This window comes from Verrucomicrobiia bacterium (assembly GCA_035577545.1).
Lineage (GTDB): Bacteria > Verrucomicrobiota > Verrucomicrobiia > Palsa-1439 > Palsa-1439 > Palsa-1439.
Window position 1 is genome coordinate 54723 of sequence record DATLVI010000009.1, and the last position, 22069, is coordinate 76791.

20 protein-coding genes and 4 tRNA genes are annotated in these 22069 nt (G+C 57.4%); 21 read left to right on the forward strand and 3 right to left on the reverse strand.

Annotated elements, in window-relative coordinates:
- Positions 1 to 3 precede the first annotated feature (3 nt).
- Together VNL17_02560 and VNL17_02565 are read left to right on the forward strand one after the other, a co-directional pair.
- Positions 4 to 1554 (forward strand): sulfatase-like hydrolase/transferase, encoded by a 1551-nt coding sequence (locus tag VNL17_02560; GenBank protein ID HXI82956.1) that lies wholly within the window; start codon positions 4 to 6, stop codon positions 1552 to 1554.
- A gap of 142 nt (positions 1555 to 1696) precedes the next feature.
- Entirely contained in the window at positions 1697 to 4513 is a 2817-nt protein-coding gene (locus tag VNL17_02565) for a phospholipase C, phosphocholine-specific (protein ID HXI82957.1), read from the forward strand.
- A gap of 42 nt (positions 4514 to 4555) precedes the next feature.
- On the opposite strand, the gene VNL17_02570 is transcribed toward VNL17_02565, so the two are convergent.
- Positions 4556 to 4632 (reverse strand) — tRNA-Ile (locus VNL17_02570).
- 331 nt (positions 4633 to 4963) lie between these two features.
- Here VNL17_02570 and VNL17_02575 point away from each other — a divergent pair.
- The 7 genes from VNL17_02575 to VNL17_02605 all read left to right on the forward strand — a co-directional run bounded on the left by VNL17_02575 (position 4964) and on the right by VNL17_02605 (position 12000).
- Complete coding sequence (locus VNL17_02575; protein ID HXI82958.1) at positions 4964 to 7108, forward strand: choice-of-anchor tandem repeat GloVer-containing protein; 2145 nt, start codon at positions 4964 to 4966, stop codon at positions 7106 to 7108.
- Positions 7109 to 7212: 104 nt separating this feature from the next.
- Positions 7213 to 8082, forward strand: coding sequence for an FAD binding domain-containing protein (locus tag VNL17_02580; GenBank protein ID HXI82959.1), 870 nt, complete (start codon positions 7213 to 7215; stop codon positions 8080 to 8082).
- A complete protein-coding gene (locus VNL17_02585; GenBank protein ID HXI82960.1) occupies positions 8079 to 8561 on the forward strand; it encodes a (2Fe-2S)-binding protein in 483 nt (160 codons plus the stop codon). Before VNL17_02580 ends, VNL17_02585 begins: the two co-directional genes overlap by 4 nt.
- A complete protein-coding gene (locus VNL17_02590) occupies positions 8558 to 10891 on the forward strand; it encodes a molybdopterin cofactor-binding domain-containing protein (GenBank protein ID HXI82961.1) in 2334 nt (777 codons plus the stop codon). Before VNL17_02585 ends, VNL17_02590 begins: the two co-directional genes overlap by 4 nt.
- Before the next feature lie 65 nt (positions 10892 to 10956).
- On the forward strand, positions 10957 to 11319 hold the full coding sequence (locus tag VNL17_02595; GenBank protein HXI82962.1) for a hypothetical protein: 363 nt from the start codon (positions 10957 to 10959) through the stop codon (positions 11317 to 11319).
- A 94-nt stretch (positions 11320 to 11413) separates the two neighbouring features.
- Positions 11414 to 11845 (forward strand): hypothetical protein, encoded by a 432-nt coding sequence (locus VNL17_02600; protein HXI82963.1) that lies wholly within the window; start codon positions 11414 to 11416, stop codon positions 11843 to 11845.
- Between the two features lie 68 nt (positions 11846 to 11913).
- Positions 11914 to 12000 (forward strand) — tRNA-Leu (locus VNL17_02605).
- A gap of 61 nt (positions 12001 to 12061) precedes the next feature.
- Here the strand turns inward: VNL17_02605 and VNL17_02610 are convergent.
- The gene (locus tag VNL17_02610; GenBank protein ID HXI82964.1) at positions 12062 to 12625 is read right to left on the reverse strand and encodes a hypothetical protein; all 564 of its coding nucleotides are present in this window, start codon (positions 12623 to 12625) and stop codon (positions 12062 to 12064) included.
- Positions 12626 to 12747: 122 nt separating this feature from the next.
- Between VNL17_02610 and VNL17_02615 the strand changes: the two genes are divergently transcribed.
- Complete coding sequence (locus VNL17_02615; protein HXI82965.1) at positions 12748 to 13668, forward strand: M50 family metallopeptidase; 921 nt, start codon at positions 12748 to 12750, stop codon at positions 13666 to 13668.
- Between the two features lie 30 nt (positions 13669 to 13698).
- Here the strand turns inward: VNL17_02615 and glmS are convergent, their stop codons facing one another.
- Entirely contained in the window at positions 13699 to 15561 is a 1863-nt protein-coding gene (gene glmS / locus VNL17_02620; GenBank protein HXI82966.1) for a glutamine--fructose-6-phosphate transaminase (isomerizing), read from the reverse strand.
- 194 nt (positions 15562 to 15755) lie between these two features.
- On the opposite strand from glmS, the gene VNL17_02625 reads away from it, so the two are divergent.
- The 11 genes from VNL17_02625 to rplL all read left to right on the forward strand — a co-directional run bounded on the left by VNL17_02625 (position 15756) and on the right by rplL (position 22052).
- Entirely contained in the window at positions 15756 to 17063 is a 1308-nt protein-coding gene (locus VNL17_02625) for a glucose-1-phosphate adenylyltransferase (protein HXI82967.1), read from the forward strand.
- A 279-nt stretch (positions 17064 to 17342) separates the two neighbouring features.
- Positions 17343 to 17418: transfer RNA gene (locus VNL17_02630), tRNA-Thr, on the forward strand.
- An 87-nt stretch (positions 17419 to 17505) separates the two neighbouring features.
- Positions 17506 to 18696, forward strand: coding sequence for an elongation factor Tu (gene tuf, locus VNL17_02635; protein ID HXI82968.1), 1191 nt, complete (start codon positions 17506 to 17508; stop codon positions 18694 to 18696).
- Between the two features lie 27 nt (positions 18697 to 18723).
- On the forward strand, positions 18724 to 18879 hold the full coding sequence (gene rpmG / locus VNL17_02640) for a 50S ribosomal protein L33 (protein ID HXI82969.1): 156 nt from the start codon (positions 18724 to 18726) through the stop codon (positions 18877 to 18879).
- A gap of 42 nt (positions 18880 to 18921) precedes the next feature.
- A tRNA-Trp gene (locus tag VNL17_02645) sits at positions 18922 to 18997 on the forward strand.
- A gap of 82 nt (positions 18998 to 19079) precedes the next feature.
- Complete coding sequence (gene secE / locus VNL17_02650) at positions 19080 to 19277, forward strand: preprotein translocase subunit SecE (protein ID HXI82970.1); 198 nt, start codon at positions 19080 to 19082, stop codon at positions 19275 to 19277.
- Positions 19278 to 19290: 13 nt separating this feature from the next.
- Complete coding sequence (gene nusG / locus VNL17_02655; GenBank protein HXI82971.1) at positions 19291 to 19857, forward strand: transcription termination/antitermination protein NusG; 567 nt, start codon at positions 19291 to 19293, stop codon at positions 19855 to 19857.
- A 9-nt stretch (positions 19858 to 19866) separates the two neighbouring features.
- Positions 19867 to 20295, forward strand: a complete 429-nt coding sequence (gene rplK, locus VNL17_02660) for a 50S ribosomal protein L11 (protein ID HXI82972.1) — start codon at positions 19867 to 19869, stop codon at positions 20293 to 20295.
- A gap of 17 nt (positions 20296 to 20312) precedes the next feature.
- The gene (rplA, locus tag VNL17_02665; protein ID HXI82973.1) at positions 20313 to 21017 is read left to right on the forward strand and encodes a 50S ribosomal protein L1; all 705 of its coding nucleotides are present in this window, start codon (positions 20313 to 20315) and stop codon (positions 21015 to 21017) included.
- Between the two features lie 14 nt (positions 21018 to 21031).
- Positions 21032 to 21574: a 50S ribosomal protein L10 gene (gene rplJ, locus VNL17_02670; GenBank protein ID HXI82974.1), complete on the forward strand. Its 543-nt coding sequence runs from the start codon at positions 21032 to 21034 to the stop codon at positions 21572 to 21574.
- A 97-nt stretch (positions 21575 to 21671) separates the two neighbouring features.
- On the forward strand, positions 21672 to 22052 hold the full coding sequence (gene rplL / locus VNL17_02675; GenBank protein HXI82975.1) for a 50S ribosomal protein L7/L12: 381 nt from the start codon (positions 21672 to 21674) through the stop codon (positions 22050 to 22052).
- The last annotated feature ends 17 nt before the right edge of the window (positions 22053 to 22069 follow it).

Sequence of the window (22069 nt, forward strand, 5' to 3'; positions counted from 1 at the left end):
TTCATGAATGAGTCACTCAAAGAGCGATTAAAAACGGTGTCGGACGCTTTGCTGGCGTTCTCGCTGGTGAACCTCTGTTTCATCCGGGCGCGATGGGCGTTATTTTTCGACAACGACTTTCGTTATTACAAACACCATTCCCTGACAAAGGAAACTCTCCTGGCGTTGAGCCTAAACTTGTTCGTGTTTGGGCTCATGGGTTGGCGGTTGGTTCGGTGGGTCAGGCGCACCGACTCCCGCAACCTCTATCGCGCCGCTTGCGCAATTGTGTGCATATTGCTGCTCATTCCGGTCGATTTCCTGCGAACCTATTATTTCCATGTTCCGGGCAGCAACGTAATCGTTTTTGGAAAGAGTCCGTTCTTCATTGGTGTCAGCTTGGTTGTGTTGTTCACGTTTTGGTGCTGGCCCAGAATCTCTGCGAGTGTGTTGGCTGCTGGTCTGCTGATCTGTGCGCCGATGTCCATTTTGACGTTCGGGAAAGTTGGCTATTACCTCCTCAATACCCCTCCTCGACATACTCCCCAGTTCGCGCCGTTCTTTCCCACCCCCCGGCCATCGGTGGAACCGCGGGTCGTTTGGATTATCTATGACGAATTGGATCAGCGCTTGGCGTTCTCCAACCGGCCGAAAGACACGCAACTTCCCGAACTGGATCGCGTATGCGCCGAGAGCCTGCAGGCGACCAATGCGTTTCCGCCGGGTGTGTCCACGGCCATCTCGTTACCGGCATTGACCACAGGGCGATATGTCATCTCGGCGAAGCCGTCTGCCAGGGATGAGTTGAGTATCATCTACCCGGATGCCAGCGCTCCCGTTGGGTGGAGCAAGCAGCCAACAGTTTTTTCCCGCGCCCGTGCGCTGGGTTTTAACACCGCATTGGTCGGGTGGTACCATCCCTACACCCGTCTCTTTACGAACTGTCTGAACTACTCCGTGTGGTATCCCTATCCGCCTTACCAGCCCGACCGGAGCGAAACAGTTCTGAGCAGCATGATCACCCAGATTTGGTCATTGATGTCACCCCTGCAACAGCGCTGGATGCAGATCGATCTCTACCAAAACTCGCTGGAAAACTCGCGTGACCTCGTGAAAGACGGCCGCTACGGACTGGTGTTTCTCCATTTACCGGGGCCGCACTATCCTGGTATTTATGATCCAGCCAATGGAGCGTTCACAATTATGAGCTTCTCCCGCATCCGTGGCTATTTTCAGAACCTGCAGTTGACCGACAAAACGATGGGGATCCTCCGCCGTGACATGGAACACGCCGGCCAGTGGGACCGCTCCTGGGTCCTCGTCAGTTCCGACCACTGGTGGCGCGATGCCCGGGGTTATGACGGCCAACTTGATTATCACGTGCCGTTTATCCTGAAGGCACCGGGGAAGAATCAACCGATGATCTACGGCGCGCCTCTCAATACAGTGATCTCCCAGGATCTGGTTCTGGCCATCCTGCGGAAGGAAATCTCGACAATTCCAGAGGCGGTCACCTGGCTGGATACGCATCCGGCTCCGCCGGCCCCAAGTTACGCAGTCATGATGCTGAGATAAGTGGTGGCCCCACAACAGAGGCCTCCCTCCCAAGCGCGCTGATTTGGCTTCTCCCGGGCCAACTTATTTGCTATAAGTAAGGAGACTCGTGCTGATGAGAAGCGTTGTAGCACATTCGTTTTCCTGGTGTCGATTCATCAAGATGTTTCGACTCGCAGCGGGAATTGTCGCCCTGACGGCTCCGCTGCGGGAGCTGCCCGCCCAATCTTTCATTCAACAACCCCAGGGCGGCACACGGTATCCGGGGGACGGCTTTCTTCTTTCGTGTGTTGTTGCGGGGGATCCACCACTGACCTACCAGTGGTTTCAAGATGGCAATCTTCTTGCGGGCGCAACCAATAGTCAGCTGTTCCTCACCGATCTGGCACTGACTGCCGCCGGCAATTATACTGTGATCGCCAGCAATGGATCGGGCAGTAGCACGAGTGCCCCAGCTGCGCTGGTAATCCTTTCCGACACCACCATCACGAGTACGATCCAGGACGTACGGCATGTCGTGATTTTCATGCAGGAGAATCGCTCGTTTGACCACTACTTCGGCACGCTTAAGGGCGTGTGCGGGTTCAGCGACCGTAATGCCTTGCAATTAACGAATGGGAATACGGTGTTTTTCCAGCCGCAAGGTTCCAGCTATGTCTTGCCATTTCATTACACACCACAATGCCTGGACGATGTCGAGCACGACTGGGGCGCCGGGCATGAAGTATGGAATTCCGGTCATTGGGACCGCTGGCAAATCAACGGCCCAAGCGCCATGACGTATTTCACACGTGATGACTTGCCCTACTACTACAGCCTGGCGGAAGCCTATACTCTCTGTGACGCTTACCATTGCTCGGTAATGGGGCCAACGTTTCCCAATCGCCTGTACTTGATGACCGGCATGATGGATCCCAACGGCACCGGCGGTGGACCGCGATTGGATAATAGTCTCCCACCATTCGGTTTCACTTGGACAACCTATCCCGAACGGCTCCAGGCAGCAGGGGTTAGTTGGAAAGTCTACCAGCAGTTCAGCGATTTCTTCCCGCTCAACGCCCTCGATTGGTTCGCCCAGTACCGTTTTGCTCTGCCGGGAAATCCTCTCCACGACAAGGGCGTCGCCTTGGTAAACAACCTCGTCTCGGCGTTCCAAGCGGATGTCGCCAATGATACACTGCCACGCGTCTCTTGGATCATCCCGCCCTGGTCCTTATCGGAGCATCCACCTTACTCCCCTGCCAACGGCGAGCGGTTGACGAAACAACTCCTCGATGCGCTTGCCTCAAACCCAACGGTGTATAACTCGACAGTCTTTATCCTTACTTATGACGAGGCGGGTGGCTTTTTCGACCATGACCCGTCGCCAGTGCCACCTCCAGGAACGCCCGACGAATTCATCATTGGCGAGCCAATCGGTCTCGGGGTACGCGTGCCCACAATTTTGGTATCGCCTTGGACGCGTGGCGGCTATCGCTGCTCGCAGGTGTTTGACCATTCATCGGTCATTCGCTTTCTTGAGACTTGGACGGGTGTGCAAGAGCCGAACATCAGCGCCTGGCGTCGGCAGGTCTGCGGGGATTTGACATCCGCTTTCAACTTCACATCCCCCAACGCTGATTATCCGTATCTGTCGACTGTCCCAGCGATTAATTGCTCTGATGGCAATTCGCCTTCCGCGCCCGCACAGCAAACCGTCCCTACGCAGGAGTCCGGTGCGCGGCCCGACCGCCCGCTGCCGTATCAACCGAACGCCGTCTCCCTTATCGATTGCGGCGCGGGTCAATTCGGGATCACCATGACAAACGCTGGGGCCGCGTCCATCCATCTCGCGATCTACCCCAATGCATACCGGACCGATGGCCCGTGGCAGTACGATGTCGACGCCAACAATTCCGTGAGTGATGGCTTTGATATCATTAGTTTTGGTGGCGGCCTGTACGACCTCACGTGCTACGGGCCGAATGGCTTCCAGCGGCGATTCGCCGGCAACGTGAATGCAAACTGCAACCAGGTCGAGTTGACTTCCGCCATCGACCCAGTTGCCGGCACCATTGCCCTTTTCATGCAGAACCTAACGACATCGACAGTCGTTTTCACAGTTACCAACGACTATCCAACCGGCGGCCCATGGACTTACAACGTTCCAGCGGGAAGCACGGTCACCGACACATTTCCCGCAGTCGCGAATAACAACGGCTTGTACGATCTGACCGCGACGGCTGACAGCGATGCGCTCTTCGTTCGCCGACTTGCCGGCCATATCGAAGCCGTCGACTTCTCTTTCGTGGTTACTCCCAATACCCAGTCCGTAACCGTTGGCAGCAATGCGACGTACGCGATAACAGTGGGGGCGATCACCGGATTTGGTGGGGGCGTGGTTCTTTCTCTGGGTAACCTGCCCACAGGTGTCAACGCAGTTTTTGATCCACCGTCGGTCGCCGGGTCGGGGACTTCGACTTTATGCCTATCGGTTTCCGGCGACGCTATGCTGGGCAGCTACCCACTGACCATCACGGCTACCAGTAGTAATATCACGCACACCGCCAACATTATGTTGACGATCGTTCCTCTCGATACAGATGGCGATGGAGTTCCAGATTCGTGGACGCAGCAGTACTTCGGGAGTTCAACCGGTCTGGTGTCCAACCTTTCCATGGCTTATCAGGATGCTGATGGCACCGGTCAGAACAATCTGTTCAAGTACGCTGCCGGCCTTGATCCGACCAATCCAGCCTCCGTGTTTATGCTGCAGATCCAGAATGTGCCCGGCCAGCCCAACCAGAAAACGCTCATCTTCGGCCCCCGCGCCAACGGTCGCACGTACATCGTTGAATCGAACACTGACGCGGCCAAGGGCAGTTACTTGGCGCTCGGCAGTTTCGGTGGACCGCAGACCAACGGCAATCAAGTGACTGTCACCGATCTGAATGCCGTCGGGACACAAATATTCTACCGTGTCCATATCACGTATCCCTGAACGTCGCAGGACAAAGGGCAGGGGACATGAGGCCGGGAGAATTGGTGGGCCCGGTAGGACTCGAACCTACGACCAAGGGATTATGAGTCCCCTGCTCTAACCAACTGAGCTACAGGCCCACAGCGCAAGTGTCTGCAGAATGAGAATCCGTGGTTCCGAGGATCGCCATCGCGATTTCCTTTGGTGCAAGAAACCTGCAGCATACTACGCAATCCGTGAGCGTGGTTGCAAGCAATCAGGCATCCGCTGAAAACCGGCAGCGTGAGACCAAGGTCGCTGCCGTGGCAGGGTGCATCTTGGTCCGAGTAGTGACGATGTCAGATTCCCTGTATTGACGTTGGGATGTCGTTCCGCTATGAACCTGTGGGTCGTGGCGCCATTTTATGCGATGATGACCTGCTGATCGGGGACAACCACTCGCGCCAGAGAGAATTGAGAGGAAAACGTGTCGTGCTAAAAAGCTTCCGGATTTTGGCTGCAATTATCGTGCTGGGCATGGCGGGAGCGGGTGCCTTGGCGACCCAGATCACGCCTGAAACCATCTTTAAGTTCTCCGGACCTGACGGCGGCTTACCGCAGTCCGAGCTGGTGAAGGGCAACGACGGACTGCTTTATGGGACAACCGGGGAAGGCGGGGCTCACAACACCGGGACCGTCTTCAAAATCACGACGGCGGGCGCGTTGACCACGATCTACAGCTTTACGGGCGGCTCCGACGGTTGTAGCCCGCGCGCGGGAGTGATCCAGGGCAGTAACGGATTCTTCTATGGGACGGCCTCCGGCTGCGGGACGAACGGCTTTGGCACGATTTATCAGGTCGACTCAAATGGCGTGTTTACCACGCTCTACACTTTTACCGGCGGCATCGACGGCGGTGTCCCCGATATCAAACTGGTAGAGGGGAACGACGGACTTTTCTACGGGACCACCACCGGGGGTGGCGTGAACGGCACCGGCAGTGTGTTCACTGTCAGTTCCGTGGGCACATTCACGACGCTTTTCAGCTTTGACGGTACCGACGGCGGCAGGCCTGCGGCGGGTCTGGCGCAAGGTAGCGACAGCAATTTCTACGGCACAACTTTCTTCGGCGGGACGAATGACCACGGCACGGTGTTCCAGATTACCCCGGCCGGAACGTTGACCACCTTGTTTCAGTTTGCCGACAACACGAATGGGGATTTTCCAGAAGCGCAACTTATCCAGGGTAGCGACGGCCTTTTCTACGGAACAACCTCGGACGGGCCGCGCGGCGATGGCACCGTCTTCAAGATCACTACGGCTGGCACGCTGACGACGCTGCATAATTTTGCCGCCGGCGAAGGGAAAGACTCACGGGGCGTGCTTGTTCAGGGACGCGACAGCTTTTTTTACGGGATGACCCTGGGTGGAGGGAACCGATTCGGGACCGTGTACCAGGTCACGTCCAACAGCGTGTTCACGTCGCTCTACAGCTTCAACGGTGGTACGGATGGCGCGTTTCCCTACGCCGGGCTGATCCAGGGCGACGACGCCTTCTTTTACGGGACGACAGCCTTCGGGGGCGCAAAGCTCCACGGCACCGTATTCCGGTTTGGGATTTTCCCGGCCGGGACGTACAACGGCCTCGCGGTCCAGACCAACGCGCCAACGTTTGACAGTTCAGGTTCGATTACGCTCTCCCTCACTGCCACGGGTTCTTATACGGCAAAGCTGACGATCGGCGGCGTGCTCTCCGCCTTCAAGGGCCAGTTCGATGGGACAGGGAATACGACGAATACGATCGCGCGCAAAAACCTGAACTCGCTTCAACTCATCATGCAGTTGAGTGAGGCTGGCGGGACCAATCAAGTCATCGGCACCGTGTCGGATGGTGTGTTCACGTCTCAGCTGCTGGCTGATCTGGGTGGGTTCGGTAAAAACTTCCGCTGCCCGTTCGCGGGGAAGTTTACTTTCGTCGTGCCGCCAGTTGATACCACCGATACGAATTTCCCCCAGGGATATGGCTATGGGACATTGACGATATCAAAAACCGGCAAGGGCAGCCTACGGGGCGTGCTTGGCGATGGGACGAAGATTTCAGGCACCGCTCCAATATCATTGCTTGGTTCATGGCCGTTCTATGAGTTGCTCTATTCCAAGAAAGGGTTCTCCCTTGGGCGGATTGCCTTTACTGGCACCAATGTGATCGACGCCGCACTCGACTGGCAGAAACCGCCGGTGCCAGGGGACCGCTTCTACTCGGGCGGATTCACGACGTTGGTCTCCCTGGCGGGCGGATTGTACCTCAAGCCGAATTCGTCGACCAACTCCGCGGGTCTGTCGGTCGCGGGTACCAACGTGGTCACGTTGGGCGGGGGCAACCTTGTGAGCAACATCGTAAAGACAGTGGTCGTCGATGCTTTCGGGAATGTCACAGTCTCGTCGCCCGGCAGTGAGAAGCTGGCGTTATTTGTGGTACCGCAGACCGGGCTGTTTAGCGGCAACTTCGTCGATACCGCTATCAACAAGTCTCCCATTGTCTTTACCGGGCAATTGGTGCAAACGAATCATTTCGGCGGAGGCCTCTTTCTGGGAACGAACGATAGCGGCTTCGTGACGATCATGCCATCTCCGTAACGCATGTTGGCCCACGCACTGCCCAAGAAATCTCTGGTCAAGAAAAGGCCTCACGTGTAGGCTGGTACGTGTCAGGGTCGCGGCCTTTAGCGTAAGGAAATCAAATGTTTGCGAATGTCCAAGAATATTACCACGCCACCTCGCTTCGTGACGCTCTGAAGAAGCTGATGAAGAATGACGGGCAGGTCCCCGTCCCAGTGACAGGCGCGTTTCACCTTATCTCCAGCAAGTTGAGAGCAGCGACCTGCTTGGTGGACATTTCGGCGGTCGACCTCAATTATGTGAAGGTCGAAGGCAAAAAGCTCGCCATCGGCGGCGCGGCGACCTTCCAGCAAATCGTGGCCTCGAAAGAGTTGACCGAGGCGCTCAATGGTCTGTTGCCAAAGGCGGCGCAGGCCTATTCCACGAGAATCCAGCGCAACATGACGACCCTGCAGGATGTGCTGTTCGGGTACGCGACCTTTTTCGATTTGCTCACGGCCCTGCTGGCGCTGGACACGCAAGTGACGGTGCAGGGAAAACAGAAACGCGTCGTGCCGTTGGCCAGCTTCTTCAGCAAAGAGAACCGGGCAATCTTGAGTAATTCGGAAATCGCGGTGGATTTCTCCGCCAAACTGCCGAGCGGCGACGTTGGCGCGTCGCTGCAGCGCGTAGCCCTGACCGACGGCGACGCGGTGGCGATTTTGAATGTAGTCGCGGTCTTGAAGATGACCGGAAAGAAATGCAGCGAAGCGCGCATCGCCGTGGGCGGCGGTTTACCCGCCCCTGTGCGCTTGACTGCGCTGGAGCAAGAGTTGACCGACAAGCCGCTCGACGCCGCGCTGGTGGAATCCGTCAGCGCGAAGGCCGCCGATTTGATTCAGCCGGTGTCCGACGTTCGCGGCAGCGCGCAGTATCGCAAGCAAATCTGCGGCGTGCTGGTGCGTCGCGCTCTTGCGGAAGCGTATCAATTTGCCAAAGGGAGGTCACTGTGAGCTTACACGTCACCGTTAACAACGAATCAAAAGATTTCCCGTGTCAGCCGACGGACACGCTGCTCGACATTTTGCGGCGCGAGGGTTATTCGGGTGTGAAAGTTGGCTGCTCGAACGGCGACTGCGGTATTTGCGCCGTCTTGCTGAACGGGCGGACGGTCAACTCCTGCGTCGTGCTCGCCAAGCATTGCGAGAACAAGACGATCGGGACCATCGAGGGCCTGTCCGCAAAAGACGGGACGCTCCATCCTCTGCAGAAGGCGTTCCTTGATGAGGGTGGAGCGCAATGCGGTTTCTGCACCCCCGGTCTGATCCTCTCCGCGAAAGAATTGCTCGACGAAAACCCGACCCCGACCGATGCCGACGTCCGCGAAGCCCTTTCCGGCGTCATCTGCCGCTGCACCGGCTACGTCAAGCCAATCGCCGCCGTCCTCACCGCGGCCGCCGAAATGCGCAATGCCGCAGGAGCAAAGTCATGAAGGAAGCATCGGTACTTCCCTTTGAAAAAGAATCCGTCGGGACGAGTCCGTGGCGCGTGGACGGGATCGGGCTCGTCACGGGGTCTGCGAAGTTTACCGACGACATTTTCCTGAAGAACATGCTGCATGCGAAGATCCTGGGGAGTCCGCATGCGCACGCGCGCATTCTCGAGATCGACACGGAGGAGGCGGAGAAATTGCCGGGCGTGGTGATCATATTGACGTACAAGAACGTACCGCGCGTGCCGCATACGACGGCGGGGCAGGGGTATCCGGAGCCGTCACCGTATGATGCGTTCATGTTCGATACGAAGGTACGATTTGTCGGTGACCGCGTGGCCTGCGTTGCCGCTGACACCGCCGAGATCGCCGAGCAGGCCCTGAAGCTCATCAACGTAAAGTATGAAGTGTTACCGGCGGTGTTCGATGTGCGCGAGGCGGTGAAGGAAGGCGCGCCGGTCATTCATGATGAACCGGATGCCGACGGAATTCACGACCGCAAGCACAACATCGCGGCGCATTACGACGTCGAGATCGGTAAGGTCGATCAGGGATTGAAGGAAGCGGACTTCGTCGTCGAGGAGGAGTTCGAGACGCAATACGCGCAACATTGTCCGCTCGAACCGCACATCTGCATCGGCTATCTCGACGAGAACCATCGCATCGTGTTACGCACGGCGACGCAAGTGCCGTGGCATTGCCGCCGCATCGTGGCGCAATGCCTGCAGATTCCCGTCAACCAAATCCGCGTCATCAAGCCGCGCATCGGCGGCGGGTTCGGCGCGAAGCAGGAGATCATCCTCGAAGATTTGTGCGCGCTGATCACGGTGCGCACGCGTCGGCCCGTGAAGATCGAAATGACACGTCGCGAGGAATTCATTGCCAGCCGCACCCGCGATCCGTCGATCGTCAAAATGACCATCGGCGTGAAGAAGGACGGCACGTTCACCGCAATGGACCAGCGCGTGACGAGTTGGACGGGCGGATATGGAACGCATTCGCTGACGCTGCTCACGAACGTTGGCAGCAAGACGTTGCCGTTTTATCGTTGCAAGAATGTGCGGTTCTGGGGCGACTCGGTGTACACGAACACGCCGGTCACCGGCGCGTACCGCGGGTACGGCGCGACACAAGGGGCGTTCGCCATCGAGCAGATGATGGACATCATCGCCGAGAAGTTGAACATCGACCCGATTGAACTGCGCAAGAAGAACCACATCCAGAAGGGCGAGACCAATCCTGTTTTCAGTGCGTTGGGCGAGGGGAAGGAAGGACACGAAAACCCCATCGAAAGCTGCGGCCTGGATGAATGCATTGACCGTGCCGCGGCGGCCATTGGCTGGAAAGAGAAGCATCGCATGTACGCCAAGCGCGACCCGAACGCACGCGTCAAACGCGGCATCGGCCTGGCCTGTTTGATGCAAGGCTCCGGCATCGCGGGCATCGACATGGCGTCGGCGCGCATCAAGATGAACGAGGATGGTTCGTTCAACCTGTTGATGGGCGCAACCGACCTCGGCACCGGCAGCGATACCGTGCTCGCACAGATCGCGGGGCAAGTTCTGGGTGTCACCGTCGATAAGATTCAAACCTACTCGTCCGATACCGACATGACGCCGTTCGACAAGGGTGCGTATGCGTCGAGCACCACGTACGTGTCCGGTGGGGCGGTCAAGAAAGCGGCGGAAGCCTGCCGCGACAAGATCCTCAAGGTTGCCGCCGAGATGTTGAAGGAGGACGTCGCGAACTTGCGGTGCGAAAAGGCGAAGGTCATCAGCAAGTCGGGCAAGGAAGTGCCCTACACCAACATCATCAACCGCTCGCTGTACGGCCAGAACCAGTTCCAGATCGAAGGCGAAGCGTCGCATATCTCCTACGTCTCGCCGCCGCCGTTCGCCGCGCATTTTGCGGAAGTCGAAGTGGACACGGAGACGGGCAAAGTGCGCGTGCTCGATTACGTCTGCGCCGTGGACTGCGGCGTGGCGATCAACCCGAAACTCGCAGAAGGCCAGATGGAAGGCGCGGCCTTGAACGGCCTGAGCTACGCGCTGTGCGAGGAGATGGTGTTTGATGAGCGCGGCCGCATGCTCAACCCGAGCTTCTTCGATTACCGACTGTTCACAACGGTGGATGCGCCCAAGATCCGCACGATACTCGTCGAGACCTACGAACCCACCGGCCCCTTCGGCGCGAAAAGCATCGCCGAAATCGGAATCAACGGCCCGCTACCCGCAGTGGCGAATGCGATTTACGATGCGTGCGGCGTACGGATGCTGAAAGCGCCATTCACACCTGAGCGCGTCCTGAACGCACTGATGGCGAAGAAATGAGTCCACGGATTGAACAAACGATGGTAGTATTGCGTCCAATCTGGCAACCAACAAGAGGAGAACACATGCGAAAGTTTTTAGCATTCACGGTAGCAGCAGTCGTCGCGCTCAGCGCGGCATCGGTGTTTGCGGGAGAAGGTTGTTGCGGAGGCATGTCGAAGAGCAGCGCGAAGGGCTCGGCCTGTGGCGACATGTTCAGCAAGCTGAACCTGACGGACGGCCAGAAGGCGAGAATCGACGTTTTGAAACAGGAGTGTCTCAAGGCGACCTCGACATCGGAATTCCACGCGATGTTCAACGGCGGCCTGGAGAAAATCCTCTCGCCCGACCAGTTGGCCCAGTGGGGAGCCCACAGCTGCAAGGCCAAGGCCAGCGGCGAGTGCCCCTACATGAAATCCACGGGTTCGAAGACCGACAAAGCGACCTAGACCCAGCCGTTTAAAAGTGACGAACCCCGACACGCAGGTGTCGGGGTTTTGTTTTGCATTGATTTGTCGGGGAGCGCGGACTACACAGTTGAGTATGGCGGACGAGAAACCAATTGTTGGACGGACCAAGCACGGCGAGTTGACTCTGGACCAGATCGCGGAACTGCAGCCGGGACTCGGCACGCTCATGCGCGACGTGAGCGACCGTTACTGGATTGCGTACTATGCGGCGAAGGGCGGCAATTGGGAGTTGGCGGCCTATCAGTTGCGCGGCGTCCGCAGCCTGTTCAAGAAGGGCAACCTGACCCGCCCAAAGTACAAGGGCATGGTCGAGAACTACACGAAGAAGATTCTCGACCCGCTCGACCAACACATCGCCGCGAAGAATTTCGCCGAATTCGAGAAGACCTACAACGCGGGGATCACCTTGGCCAACCAGATGCACACCGCAACCGACCACGGCGAGATCGTCTGGAAACTTCCGCCGAATCCTCCGCAACACCTCGACCTCGGCCCGTCCTCCTAGTGGTGCCGGTTTTCCGTGAATTGTTGACGGACACCGCACAAGCCGCTAATCTGTCCATGTTCTAAATTGCCGACGTGGCGGAACTGGCAGACGCGCTGGACTCAAAATCCAGTGCCCGCAAGGGCGTGTGGGTTCGATTCCCTCCGTCGGTACCATTTCAGGACGCGACAGAATTCTCTTCAGGGCCGACTTACGGTGGCTCAGACAGCGGACCGTCTAGGGTCGGGTGCCAATCCTGACTTCTACGTACTCCTTCGGAATATCCATGGTCTCCAAAGGACAATCCATGCCGAGAACACGGAAGGCTTTAAGGACGGCGAGATCCGACGGTGGAAGATCGGCGACCGTAAGCGTCACATCAGTCGCGGAATGGGAGAACTCGGTCACCTTGGATTCCGGTATGTGTGACCTCGGCACCCTGAGAAAAACACTCGGCATGGGCCCGGCAGACGGGGCGGCCTGAACCTCGGTCTGCCATCCCGCTTCCCGGAAGATGGCGTCCAACTGTGAGCCGAAAGCCTGGCTTTCTTCATCGCCAACAACGGTGACCATCGCGATTCTGGAGCCAGCGTAAGGAGCGAGAAGAACCTTCATCTTTTCGTGCTGCTCGGCGCTGATTTGTCGCCACGGGGACGTGCTCTTCACGGCTGGCGAGCTAAAAACGGAATGCGACGGAGACGTAGTGGAAGTAGAACATTTCCCGAGACTGAAGAGGATCGCGAGAACCGCCACAATGACCAGAACCCATTGGACTTTCGAAAGGGGGCGACGATCGCTCATGCCCGGATGCTACCGGAGTTTGCGTGTCCATTCAATCGGAATGCCGGAAACCGCACCCGTCAGGAGCGATGACCACACCAAATCACTTGTGTTTGCTTTGAGGCGTGTGATATGTGAGGCAAATGTTACCCACCAAACAAGGCTCCGTCCGTCTTTTTCGCATCGCCGGGATTGATGTGTACCTGCATTGGTCGTGGTTTCTGGTGGCCGCGTATGAAATTCAGGCGCAGAAGGGAGATTACTCTTCATTGGGTTGGAACGCGTTGGAGTACCTGGCTTTGTTTGTGATCGTGACGATGCACGAGTTTGGTCACGCGCTGGCCTGTCGTCAGGTGGGTGGGCAGGCCAACCAGATCGTGCTGTGGCCGCTCGGCGGCGTGGCCTATGTGGATCCGCCACCCCGGCCGGGGGCAATGTTGTGGAGTATTGCGGCGGGGCCGCTTGTGAACGTGGTACTACTCTTCGTGCTGACTCCAACCTGGTTGATCAGCCGCGCGGCCGCTTGGCCGGAAGCGATGCCGAATTTATATACGCTGGTATTCCACGTCTGGGCGATTAATCTCCTCATCCTCGGCTTCAACCTGCTACCAATTTACCCACTCGATGGAGGCCAGATCTTGCGGTCGCTTTTGTGGTTTGGCCTTGGTCGCGCCCGCAGCTTGACGGTTGCGTGCTTCGTTGGATTTGTCGGAGTAGCAGGCGTAATCCTCAAAGCCATGCAAGCGCACTCTTTGTGGATAGGGCTAATGGCGACCTTCATTTTAATGAACTGCATCCGCGGCTGGAAGATGGCTCGGGCCATGAGGGAATTGGAGAACGCGCCTCATCATCACGATTTCGCCTGTCCTATCTGCAGGGCCGCGCCACCAGCTGGTGAGTTCTGGCTGTGCGGTCGTTGCCGGAAACCTTTCGACACGTTTGTCTCGCAGGCCACCTGTCCGCATTGTGGGTTGCAGTTCGCCGCGACCAACTGCCTGAACTGCGGCAAGCCCAGTCCCATCGCCACTTGGGCTGTTCACACGCCCGTGCCGCCGGTCATCTAGCCAGATTTGCCCGTTTTCTAGCGACGACGGCTATTCGACCGTTACGCTCTTGGCCAGGTTCCGCGGTTTGTCCACGTCGCACCCACGGAGGACGGCGATGTGGTAGGCGAGCAGTTGCAATGGCAGGACAGTGAGCAGGGGCTCCAGACATTCCAGCGTATCGGGAATGTAAATCACATCGTTGGCTCGCTTGTGGATATTCTCATCGCCTTCGGTCGCCACGACGATCACCGGGCCCTTGCGCGCTTTCACTTCCTCGATGTTGGCCATGACTTTCTCGTAGACCGAGTTCTTCGGACAGAGGAAGACCGACGGCGTGCGGGGATCGACGAGGGCGATGGGGCCATGTTTCATCTCCGCCGCGGGATAGCCCTCGGCGTGGATGTAGGAAATCTCCTTGAGCTTCAACGCGCCCTCCAGTGCGATGGGAAAGTTGATCTGCCGCGCCAGGAACAAAAAGCTGTTGGCGTCGCAGTACTTTTTGGCGATGGTCGCGATCGCGTCGCTCTGCTTGAGCACGCGTTCCATTTTCGACGGGATTTCCTCCAGCCCGCGGAGGATTTCCGTGCCGCGAGTGGACGCGAGATGACGCATGCGGCCCATCAGCACCGCCAGCAGCGTCATGGTCGTGATCTGCGATGTGAATGTCTTGGTCGCCGCCACGCCGATTTCCGGCCCTGCGTGCATGTAGGTGCCGCCGTCAACTTCACGGGCGATGGTCGAGCCGACGACGTTGACAATCCCGAGCGTTTTGTGGCCCTTGCGCCGCGATTCCCGCACGGCGGCCAGCGTATCGATCGTCTCGCCCGATTGGCTGATGGCGAACACCAGCGTGTGCTTCTCGACTGGCGCGTTGCGGTAGCGGAATTCACTCGCGTAATCGCACTCGGTTGGAACGCGCGCAAGGTCTTCCATCAAGTATTCACCGACCATGCCGGCGTGCAGCGCGGAGCCGCAGGCGATGTAGATGACGCGGTCAACCGCGCGTAATTCTCCCGGAGCGAGGTTCAATCCACCAAGGCGGGCGGTTGCTTCGTCGTGGCTAATGCGACCGCGGATGGCGTTTTGCACGGCCTGCGGCTGCTCGTAGATTTCCTTGAGCATGAAGTGTGGGAACTTTCCGCGTTCGACCTCTTCTGCGGCGAATTCCACTTCGCGAATTTGCGGGCTGACAGTCGTGGCCTCGATTGTGGAGACCTGAAAGTCATCGCGTGAAAGCGCGACGATTTCGAAGTCGTTCAGGTACACCACGCGGCGTGTGTGGGCGATGATGGCGCTAACGTCGCTGGCGAGGAAATTCTCGTCCCGTCCGACGCCGAGGAGGAGCGGACTTCCACGGCGCGCTCCGACGATTTGGCCGGGGTGGTCTGCATGGACGACGGCGATGCCATACGTGCCCACGACATCCTTGAGGGCGAGGCGAACGGCTTCGGTGAACGCAGCACCGTCGGTGCCGGGGTTGTCCGCGTGGACTTTCTCATAATGCTCGCCGACCAGGTGGGCGAGCACCTCGGTATCGGTCTGCGAGGTGAACTGGTGGCCTCTGGCGAGAAGCCGTTCCTTAAGGAGCTGGTGGTTCTCGATCACACCGTTGTGAACGAGCGCAATCTTGCCGGATTGATCGAGGTGCGGGTGGGCATTGGCGTCGGTTGGTGGTCCATGCGTCGCCCAGCGGGTGTGGCCAATGCCCGTGTCACCCTTGGCGGGTTGTTTGGCGAGGACGGCAGCGAGATCGTTAATGCGGCCGCTCTTCTTACGAAGCTCGAAAGCTCCCTTGCTATTGATGATGCACAGGCCCGCCGAGTCGTAACCGCGGTATTCGAGACGGCGCAGCCCTTCGAGGATGACATTCTGGGCGGGTTTCTTGCCAATGTAGCCGATAATGCCACACATGGGACGGTCCTTGTCTGAAGTCGCGCGACGATGATTCAACCGCCCGAAACATCCGGGCATCGGCGGCGATGGCGAATCACAATTGCGTGGACTTCGAATCGCGTTTGTTTTTTTACCGCCGACGCTGGTTACTGTATCCAAGTTCAGCAGATTGTCAATTGACGCGATGATGGCGCTTTGACTAGTATCGCGCCATGGCCCCTCTCGGACTCAGACCAGTTAGCCCCACCAATGTTCTCGGTGTTATTATGGGTGGGGGAGAGGGTCGTCGACTTTTTCCGTTGACCAAGGAACGTTCGAAACCCGCCGTACCGATCGCAGGCAAGTATCGGCTGGTGGATATTCCGATCAGCAATTGCATCAACTCGAACATCCGTCACATTTACATTCTCACGCAGTTCAACTCCGCATCGCTGCACCGGCATATTCATCAAAGCTACGCGTTCGACCGGTTCTCACGCGGATTTGTGGAGATCCTCGCCGCACAGCAGACGACCGGCGGATCGAGCTGGTACCAGGGGACGGCCGACGCTGTGCGTCAGAATCTGCGGTACTTCCTGGAGCACGATTATGAGTACATCGTGATCCTGTCCGGCGACCAGTTGTACCGCATGGATTTTCGGAAGGTCCTCCAGCAGCATCTGGAGAGCTATGCAGACATCACGATTGCCGCGAAGCCCGTAACACGATGTGAAGCGACCGGGCTGGGCATTCTGCAGGTGAATGAGGAAAGGCGGATCGTGCGTTTCGTGGAAAAACCGAAGGACGAAACATTGCTGGATGACCTGAAAATCCAGGATCCACTCCTTTCACACGTCCGCATCACGAGTAGTGATGACCACTATCTCGCGTCGATGGGCATTTACGTCTTCAACCGGGACATTCTTCGCAAGGTATTGGACAATGATACGACGGACTTTGGCAAACACATTATTCCCGACGCCATCGGCCGTTATCGCGTCTCGGCCTACATCTTCCAGGGGTATTGGCAGGACGTGGGAACCATTCGTTCGTTCTTTGACGCGAACCTTGCCGTGTGCTCCTTGAAACCGTCGTTCAATTTCTTCGATCGCGACGCGCCCGTCTACACGCATGCGCGATTTCTGCCGGCGTCGAAAGTGGTGGAGAGCGACATTCGCACGGCGCTGATCGCGGATGGGTGCGTCATCCTGCGTTCCCGAATTGAGAACACGGTCATCGGTGTTCGCTCGTTCATTGGGGCCGACTGCGAATTGCGCGATACAATCATCATGGGGTGTGACTTTTATGAGACCCAGCATGAAATGCTCGAGGAAGATGCGATGGGCATTCCGCATATGAGCATTGGGCGCGGGTCAAGAATCGAGCGAGCCATCATCGACAAGAACGTCCATATCGGTGAAGGCGTGGTAATTACGGACAAAAGCAAGAGCCCGGATTTCGACGGCCCGAACTATTGCATTCGCGACGGAATCGTCATTATTCCCAAGAACGCCGTCATACCCGCGGGCACCCGAATTTGATCATGCCAGACAGGGTCAGAATTCTCAAAGAGAGGTGTTGACACATATTCGGATTCGGCTATAGTGCGTATCACCCGCTAGTTGGGGCGATAACGAAAAATAGTAAGGCAAGTTAACACGGCGTCGTAGAACCCGCCGACTGTTTCCTTGAAGAAGGGAAGATTAAGGAAACAGAAGGGGACGGGTTTTTACGTCTTTTTGTGTCTAGAGTGTTTTCGCCGGGGGATTTCAGGGTGCCTCTTGAAAAATGGATGTGCGAGACAATCTTGAAAAAATGCGGCCCACGTAGCTCAGTTGGTAGAGCACGTCCTTGGTAAGGACGAGGTCATCGGTTCAAACCCGATCGTGGGCTCCAGTATTATATGGTACCGGTGCCAGTTGGGAATTGAGCAGGACGAGTTCAGAGTAGATCATAAATTAGGTAAGCAGACAGGAGGAGACCATGGCCAAAGGAAAATTTGAACGCACAAAGCCGCATGCCAACGTCGGAACGATCGGTCACATCGACCATGGTAAGACCACGTTGACGGCAGCATTGCTCGCGGTGTTGAGCAAGACAGGCAAGGCTGAAATCAAGAGCTACGCAGACATCGCCAAGGGCGGTACGGTGCGGGATGAAACAAAGACCGTTACAATCGCCGCTGCACACGTCGAATACGAGAGCGAGAAGCGCCACTACGCGCACGTCGACTGTCCGGGCCACGCGGATTACGTCAAGAACATGATTACCGGTGCCGCGCAGATGGACGGCGCGATCCTCGTCGTTAGCGCTGCAGACGGTCCGATGCCGCAAACGCGTGAACACATTCTACTGGCCCGCCAGGTCGGCGTGCCCGCGATAGTCGTGGCGTTGAACAAGGTGGATCTTGTCGATGATGCGGAACTGCTGGATCTCGTCGAACTCGAAGTGCGTGAACTTCTCTCCGCGTATCAATTCCCGGGGGACAAAGTGCCGGTGGTTCGCGTCAGCGCTTCGAAAGCGTTGAATGGCGATGCCGAGGCCGAGAAACAGCTTTTGGAGCTGGTCAAGGCGGTTGATGATTTCATCCCGCAACCGACCCGCGAAATCGATAAGCCATTCCTGATGCCCGTTGAAGACGTGTTTTCGATCACGGGCCGCGGCACGGTGGCTACCGGTCGTGTCGAGCGCGGCACGGTCAAGGTCGGAGAAGAGGTTGAGATCGTCGGGTTGCGTGACACGGCGAAGACGGTTGTGACCGGCGTGGAAATGTTCCGCAAGATTCTGGACCAGGCGGAAGCGGGCGACAATGTCGGCCTGCTGCTGCGCGGCATTGAAAAGGAAGGCATCGAGCGCGGTCAAGTGCTGGCCAAGCCCGGTTCGATCAAGCCGCACAAGAAGTTTAAGGCGGAAGTGTACGTTCTCAGCAAGGAAGAGGGCGGTCGTCACACACCGTTCTTCAATGGCTATCGTCCGCAGTTCTACTTCCGCACCACGGACGTCACGGGTGTGGCGAAATTGCCGGCGGGTGTCGAAATGGTCATGCCGGGCGACAATGTCCAGATGGAAATCGAATTGATCACGCCGATTGCGATGGAGAAGACGATGCGCTTCGCCATTCGTGAGGGCGGCCGCACGGTCGGGGCCGGACGCGTGACCGAGATTGTGGAATAAGAACGAGGATTCAGGAGCTGACGCAAAATGCCGAGAGAGTTGATCACGATGGCCTGCACCGAGTGCAAGAGCCGCAACTACACGTCGACGCGGAACAAAAAGGCCCAGGGTTCCGAACGACTGGAGTTGCGCAAGTTTTGTCCCCGGTGCGGCAAGCACATCGCCCATCGCGAAACCAAATAGGCGTGGATGGAGGTTCGAGGCGGACGAGACCGCAGTACGGATACGCCAGTAGCTCAATTGGCAGAGCGACGGTCTCCAAAACCGTAGGTTGGGGGTTCAAGTCCCTCCTGGCGTGCCAGCTTCGATGAAATCAGGCTCGCGTCTTTGGAGGCGGGTTGGTCGGGTCACGGTGGCGTGGAGGCGGCAGAGAATAGTAACACATGACAAACCCATTTCTCAGAGTGCGGGACTTCCTGGTCGAGGTCACGGCCGAATTGAAGAAGTCGTCATGGCCGACGCGGAAAGAGCTAATCGATTCGACGCTGGTCGTGATCGTCACGGTGTTGATTTTGGGTGTATTTGTCGCGCTGGCGGATTTGGTGTTCCTAAGGGTTATCGCCTTCCTGACCAAGGCCTAACGAAAGAAACGAGATGGAATCCACGATAAAATCAGAATTTCAGTGGTTCGTGCTCCACACTCTCTCTGGCCAAGAGCAGAAGGTGAAGGACAGTATCGAAAAACGCATCAAAATCGAGGAAATGGCCGACTTGATTAAAGAGGTGCTGATCCCCACGGAGAAAGTGGCCGAAGTCAAGAAGGGCAAGAAGACGACCAGTACACGGAAGTTTTACCCAGGTTACATCCTGGTACATATGAAATTACTGGATGAAAAGAACCAGTTGCTCGACCGTCCGTGGTATTTCGTTCGCGAAACACCGGGGATCATTGGATTCATCGGCGGGGAGCGTCCGGTGCCGTTGAAACCGGATGAAGTTGATAGCATTTTGGCGCAGATTGAGGAGCGTCAGGAAAAGGTGGCCCCCAAGGTTGCCTTCGAGAAGGGTGAAACGGTCAAGGTGAACGATGGACCGTTTCAAAACTTCACGGGCGTGATCGACGAGATCGATCCCGACCGCGGTAAGTTGAAGATTTCAGTTTCAATTTTCGGGCGTTCGACACCGGTTGAGTTGGAGTACTGGCAGGTGGAACGCTCGTAGCGAGGGAATATGGCAGGCAAACCAATCACAGGCATGATCAAGTTGCAGATTCCGGCGGGGCAGGCAAACCCGGCGCCGCCCGTAGGCCCGGCGCTCGGTCAGCAGGGCGTGAATATCATGGAGTTCTGCAAACAGTTCAATGCGGCGACCCAGAAGATCGCGGGAACGATCGTTCCCGTCATCATTACCGTCTATAAGGACAAGACTTTCACATTCATTACCAAGTCGCCACCCGCCAGTGCGCTGTTGAAAAAAGCCGCGGGCATTGCGACGGCCAGCGCCGAGCCGAACCGCAATAAAGTCGGCAAGGTGACCCGCAAGCAGGTTCTGGAGATCGCGAAGGCCAAGATGGCGGATCTAAACTCGCGTAGCGAGGACGCCGCCTGTCGCGTGATCGCGGGGACTGCGCGCAGCATGGGCATCGACGTAGTGGACTAAGGCATTTCGAGGTTTCTATGGCAACACACGGCAAACGCTATAACGAGGCAGTCAAGCAGGTCGATTCGAAGCGCCATTATAAGATTGGCGAAGCGGTCGAGCTTCTCAAAAAATTGCCCAAGCCGAAATTTGACGAGACGATTGAACTGGCGTTCAAGTTGGGTGTCGATCCCAAGCAGAGTGACCAGATGGTTCGCGGAACCGTGGCGCTCCCGCATGGCAGCGGCAAGAAGGTCCGCGTCGTTGTTTTCGCGAAGGGTGCGGCGGCGCAGGCGGCCAAGGACGCTGGAGCGGACTTCGTGGGCATGGAAGATCTCGTCAAGAAGTGCCAGGAAGGTTGGACCGATTTTGATGTGGCGGTGGCGACCCCGGAAGCGATGCAGGAAGTTCGCAAGCTTGGCAAGGCCCTTGGCCCCAGAGGGCTGATGCCGAACCCGAAAACCGGGACCGTTACGGAAGACACGGCGAAAGCCGTCAAGGAAGTGAAAGCCGGCCGCGTGGAGTTCAAGATGGACAAGGCCGCCAACTTGCACGTCTCGTTTGGCAAGCTTTCCTTCGAAGACAAGGCGATTGAAGAGAATGCGAAGGCGGTTATCAATGCCGTCGTGCACGCAAAACCGCCTACCGCGAAGGGGCACTTCATCGAAACTTGCACGCTCTCGAGCACGATGAGCCCGGGAATTAGCATTGATCATCACGAGTTTTCGGCGAGCTTAAGCTGAGGTTAAAGACTTTCATGAGACCAGAGAAACAACTGATTGTTGAGGATTTGAAGAAACAGGTCGGTTCCTCGCCGTTCGTCATCTTGACCGAGTACAAGGGCATGACGGTAGCGCAGTTCGCTGAGTTGCGGAAGCGGCTGCGCGGCGCGAAGGCGGAGTATCACGTGGCGAAGAACACCATGCTGCGGCATGCGATGAAGGCCGCCGAATTACCGGAATTTAATGGGAACCTTGGCGGCATGACCGCGGTCGTTGTCGGGAATGAGAAGGCCGATATCGGTGCAGTGGCAAAGGTATTGAAACAGTTTGGCAAGGAATTTGAGAAACCGAAGTTTAAAGTTGGGTCACTTGGCAAGAAGGCGTTAAGCGTGGACGAGATTTCGGCTGTCGCCGATCTGCCTTCGTTGGACGTGTTGCGGGCGCAGTTGGTGGGCCTCTTGCAGACACCGGCGACCCGCATCGCGGTGGTGCTCGGCGCGCCCGCGAGTCAAATTGCGCGAGTGCTGAAGGCACACGCCGATAAACAGGGAGTCACGGCAGGCGCGGCTCCCGCGTAGTGGTTGAAACAAATGGTTCCTCGTCGCCCCGAAGGCTTTCGGGGGTAATGGCTCCGAAGCTTTGGAGCGCGACGATACCGAAAGGAAAGATAAGAACATGGCAGCAAATCTGGATCAAATTGTTGAACAACTGAGCGTCCTGACGGTCATTGAAGCCGCGGAGCTCTCGAAGAAGCTCGAAGAGAAATGGGGCGTTAGCGCAGCGGCTCCAGTCGCGGCGGCAGGCCCGGCGGGCGGCGGCGCAGCGGTTCCGGTGGCCGAAGCCAAGACGACTTTTGATGTCGTTCTCAAGGAAACGGGAGCGAACAAAATTGGCGTGATCAAGGAAGTGCGCGCGGTGACCAGCCTCGGCTTGAAGGAAGCCAAGGATTTGGTCGAGGGTGCACCGAAGACCGTCAAGGAAGGCGCCACAAAGGAAGAAGCCGAAGAGATCAAGAAGAAGCTCGAAGCGGCCGGCGCCAAGGTCGAGCTCAAGTAGTGTTGCATTCGTTGAAA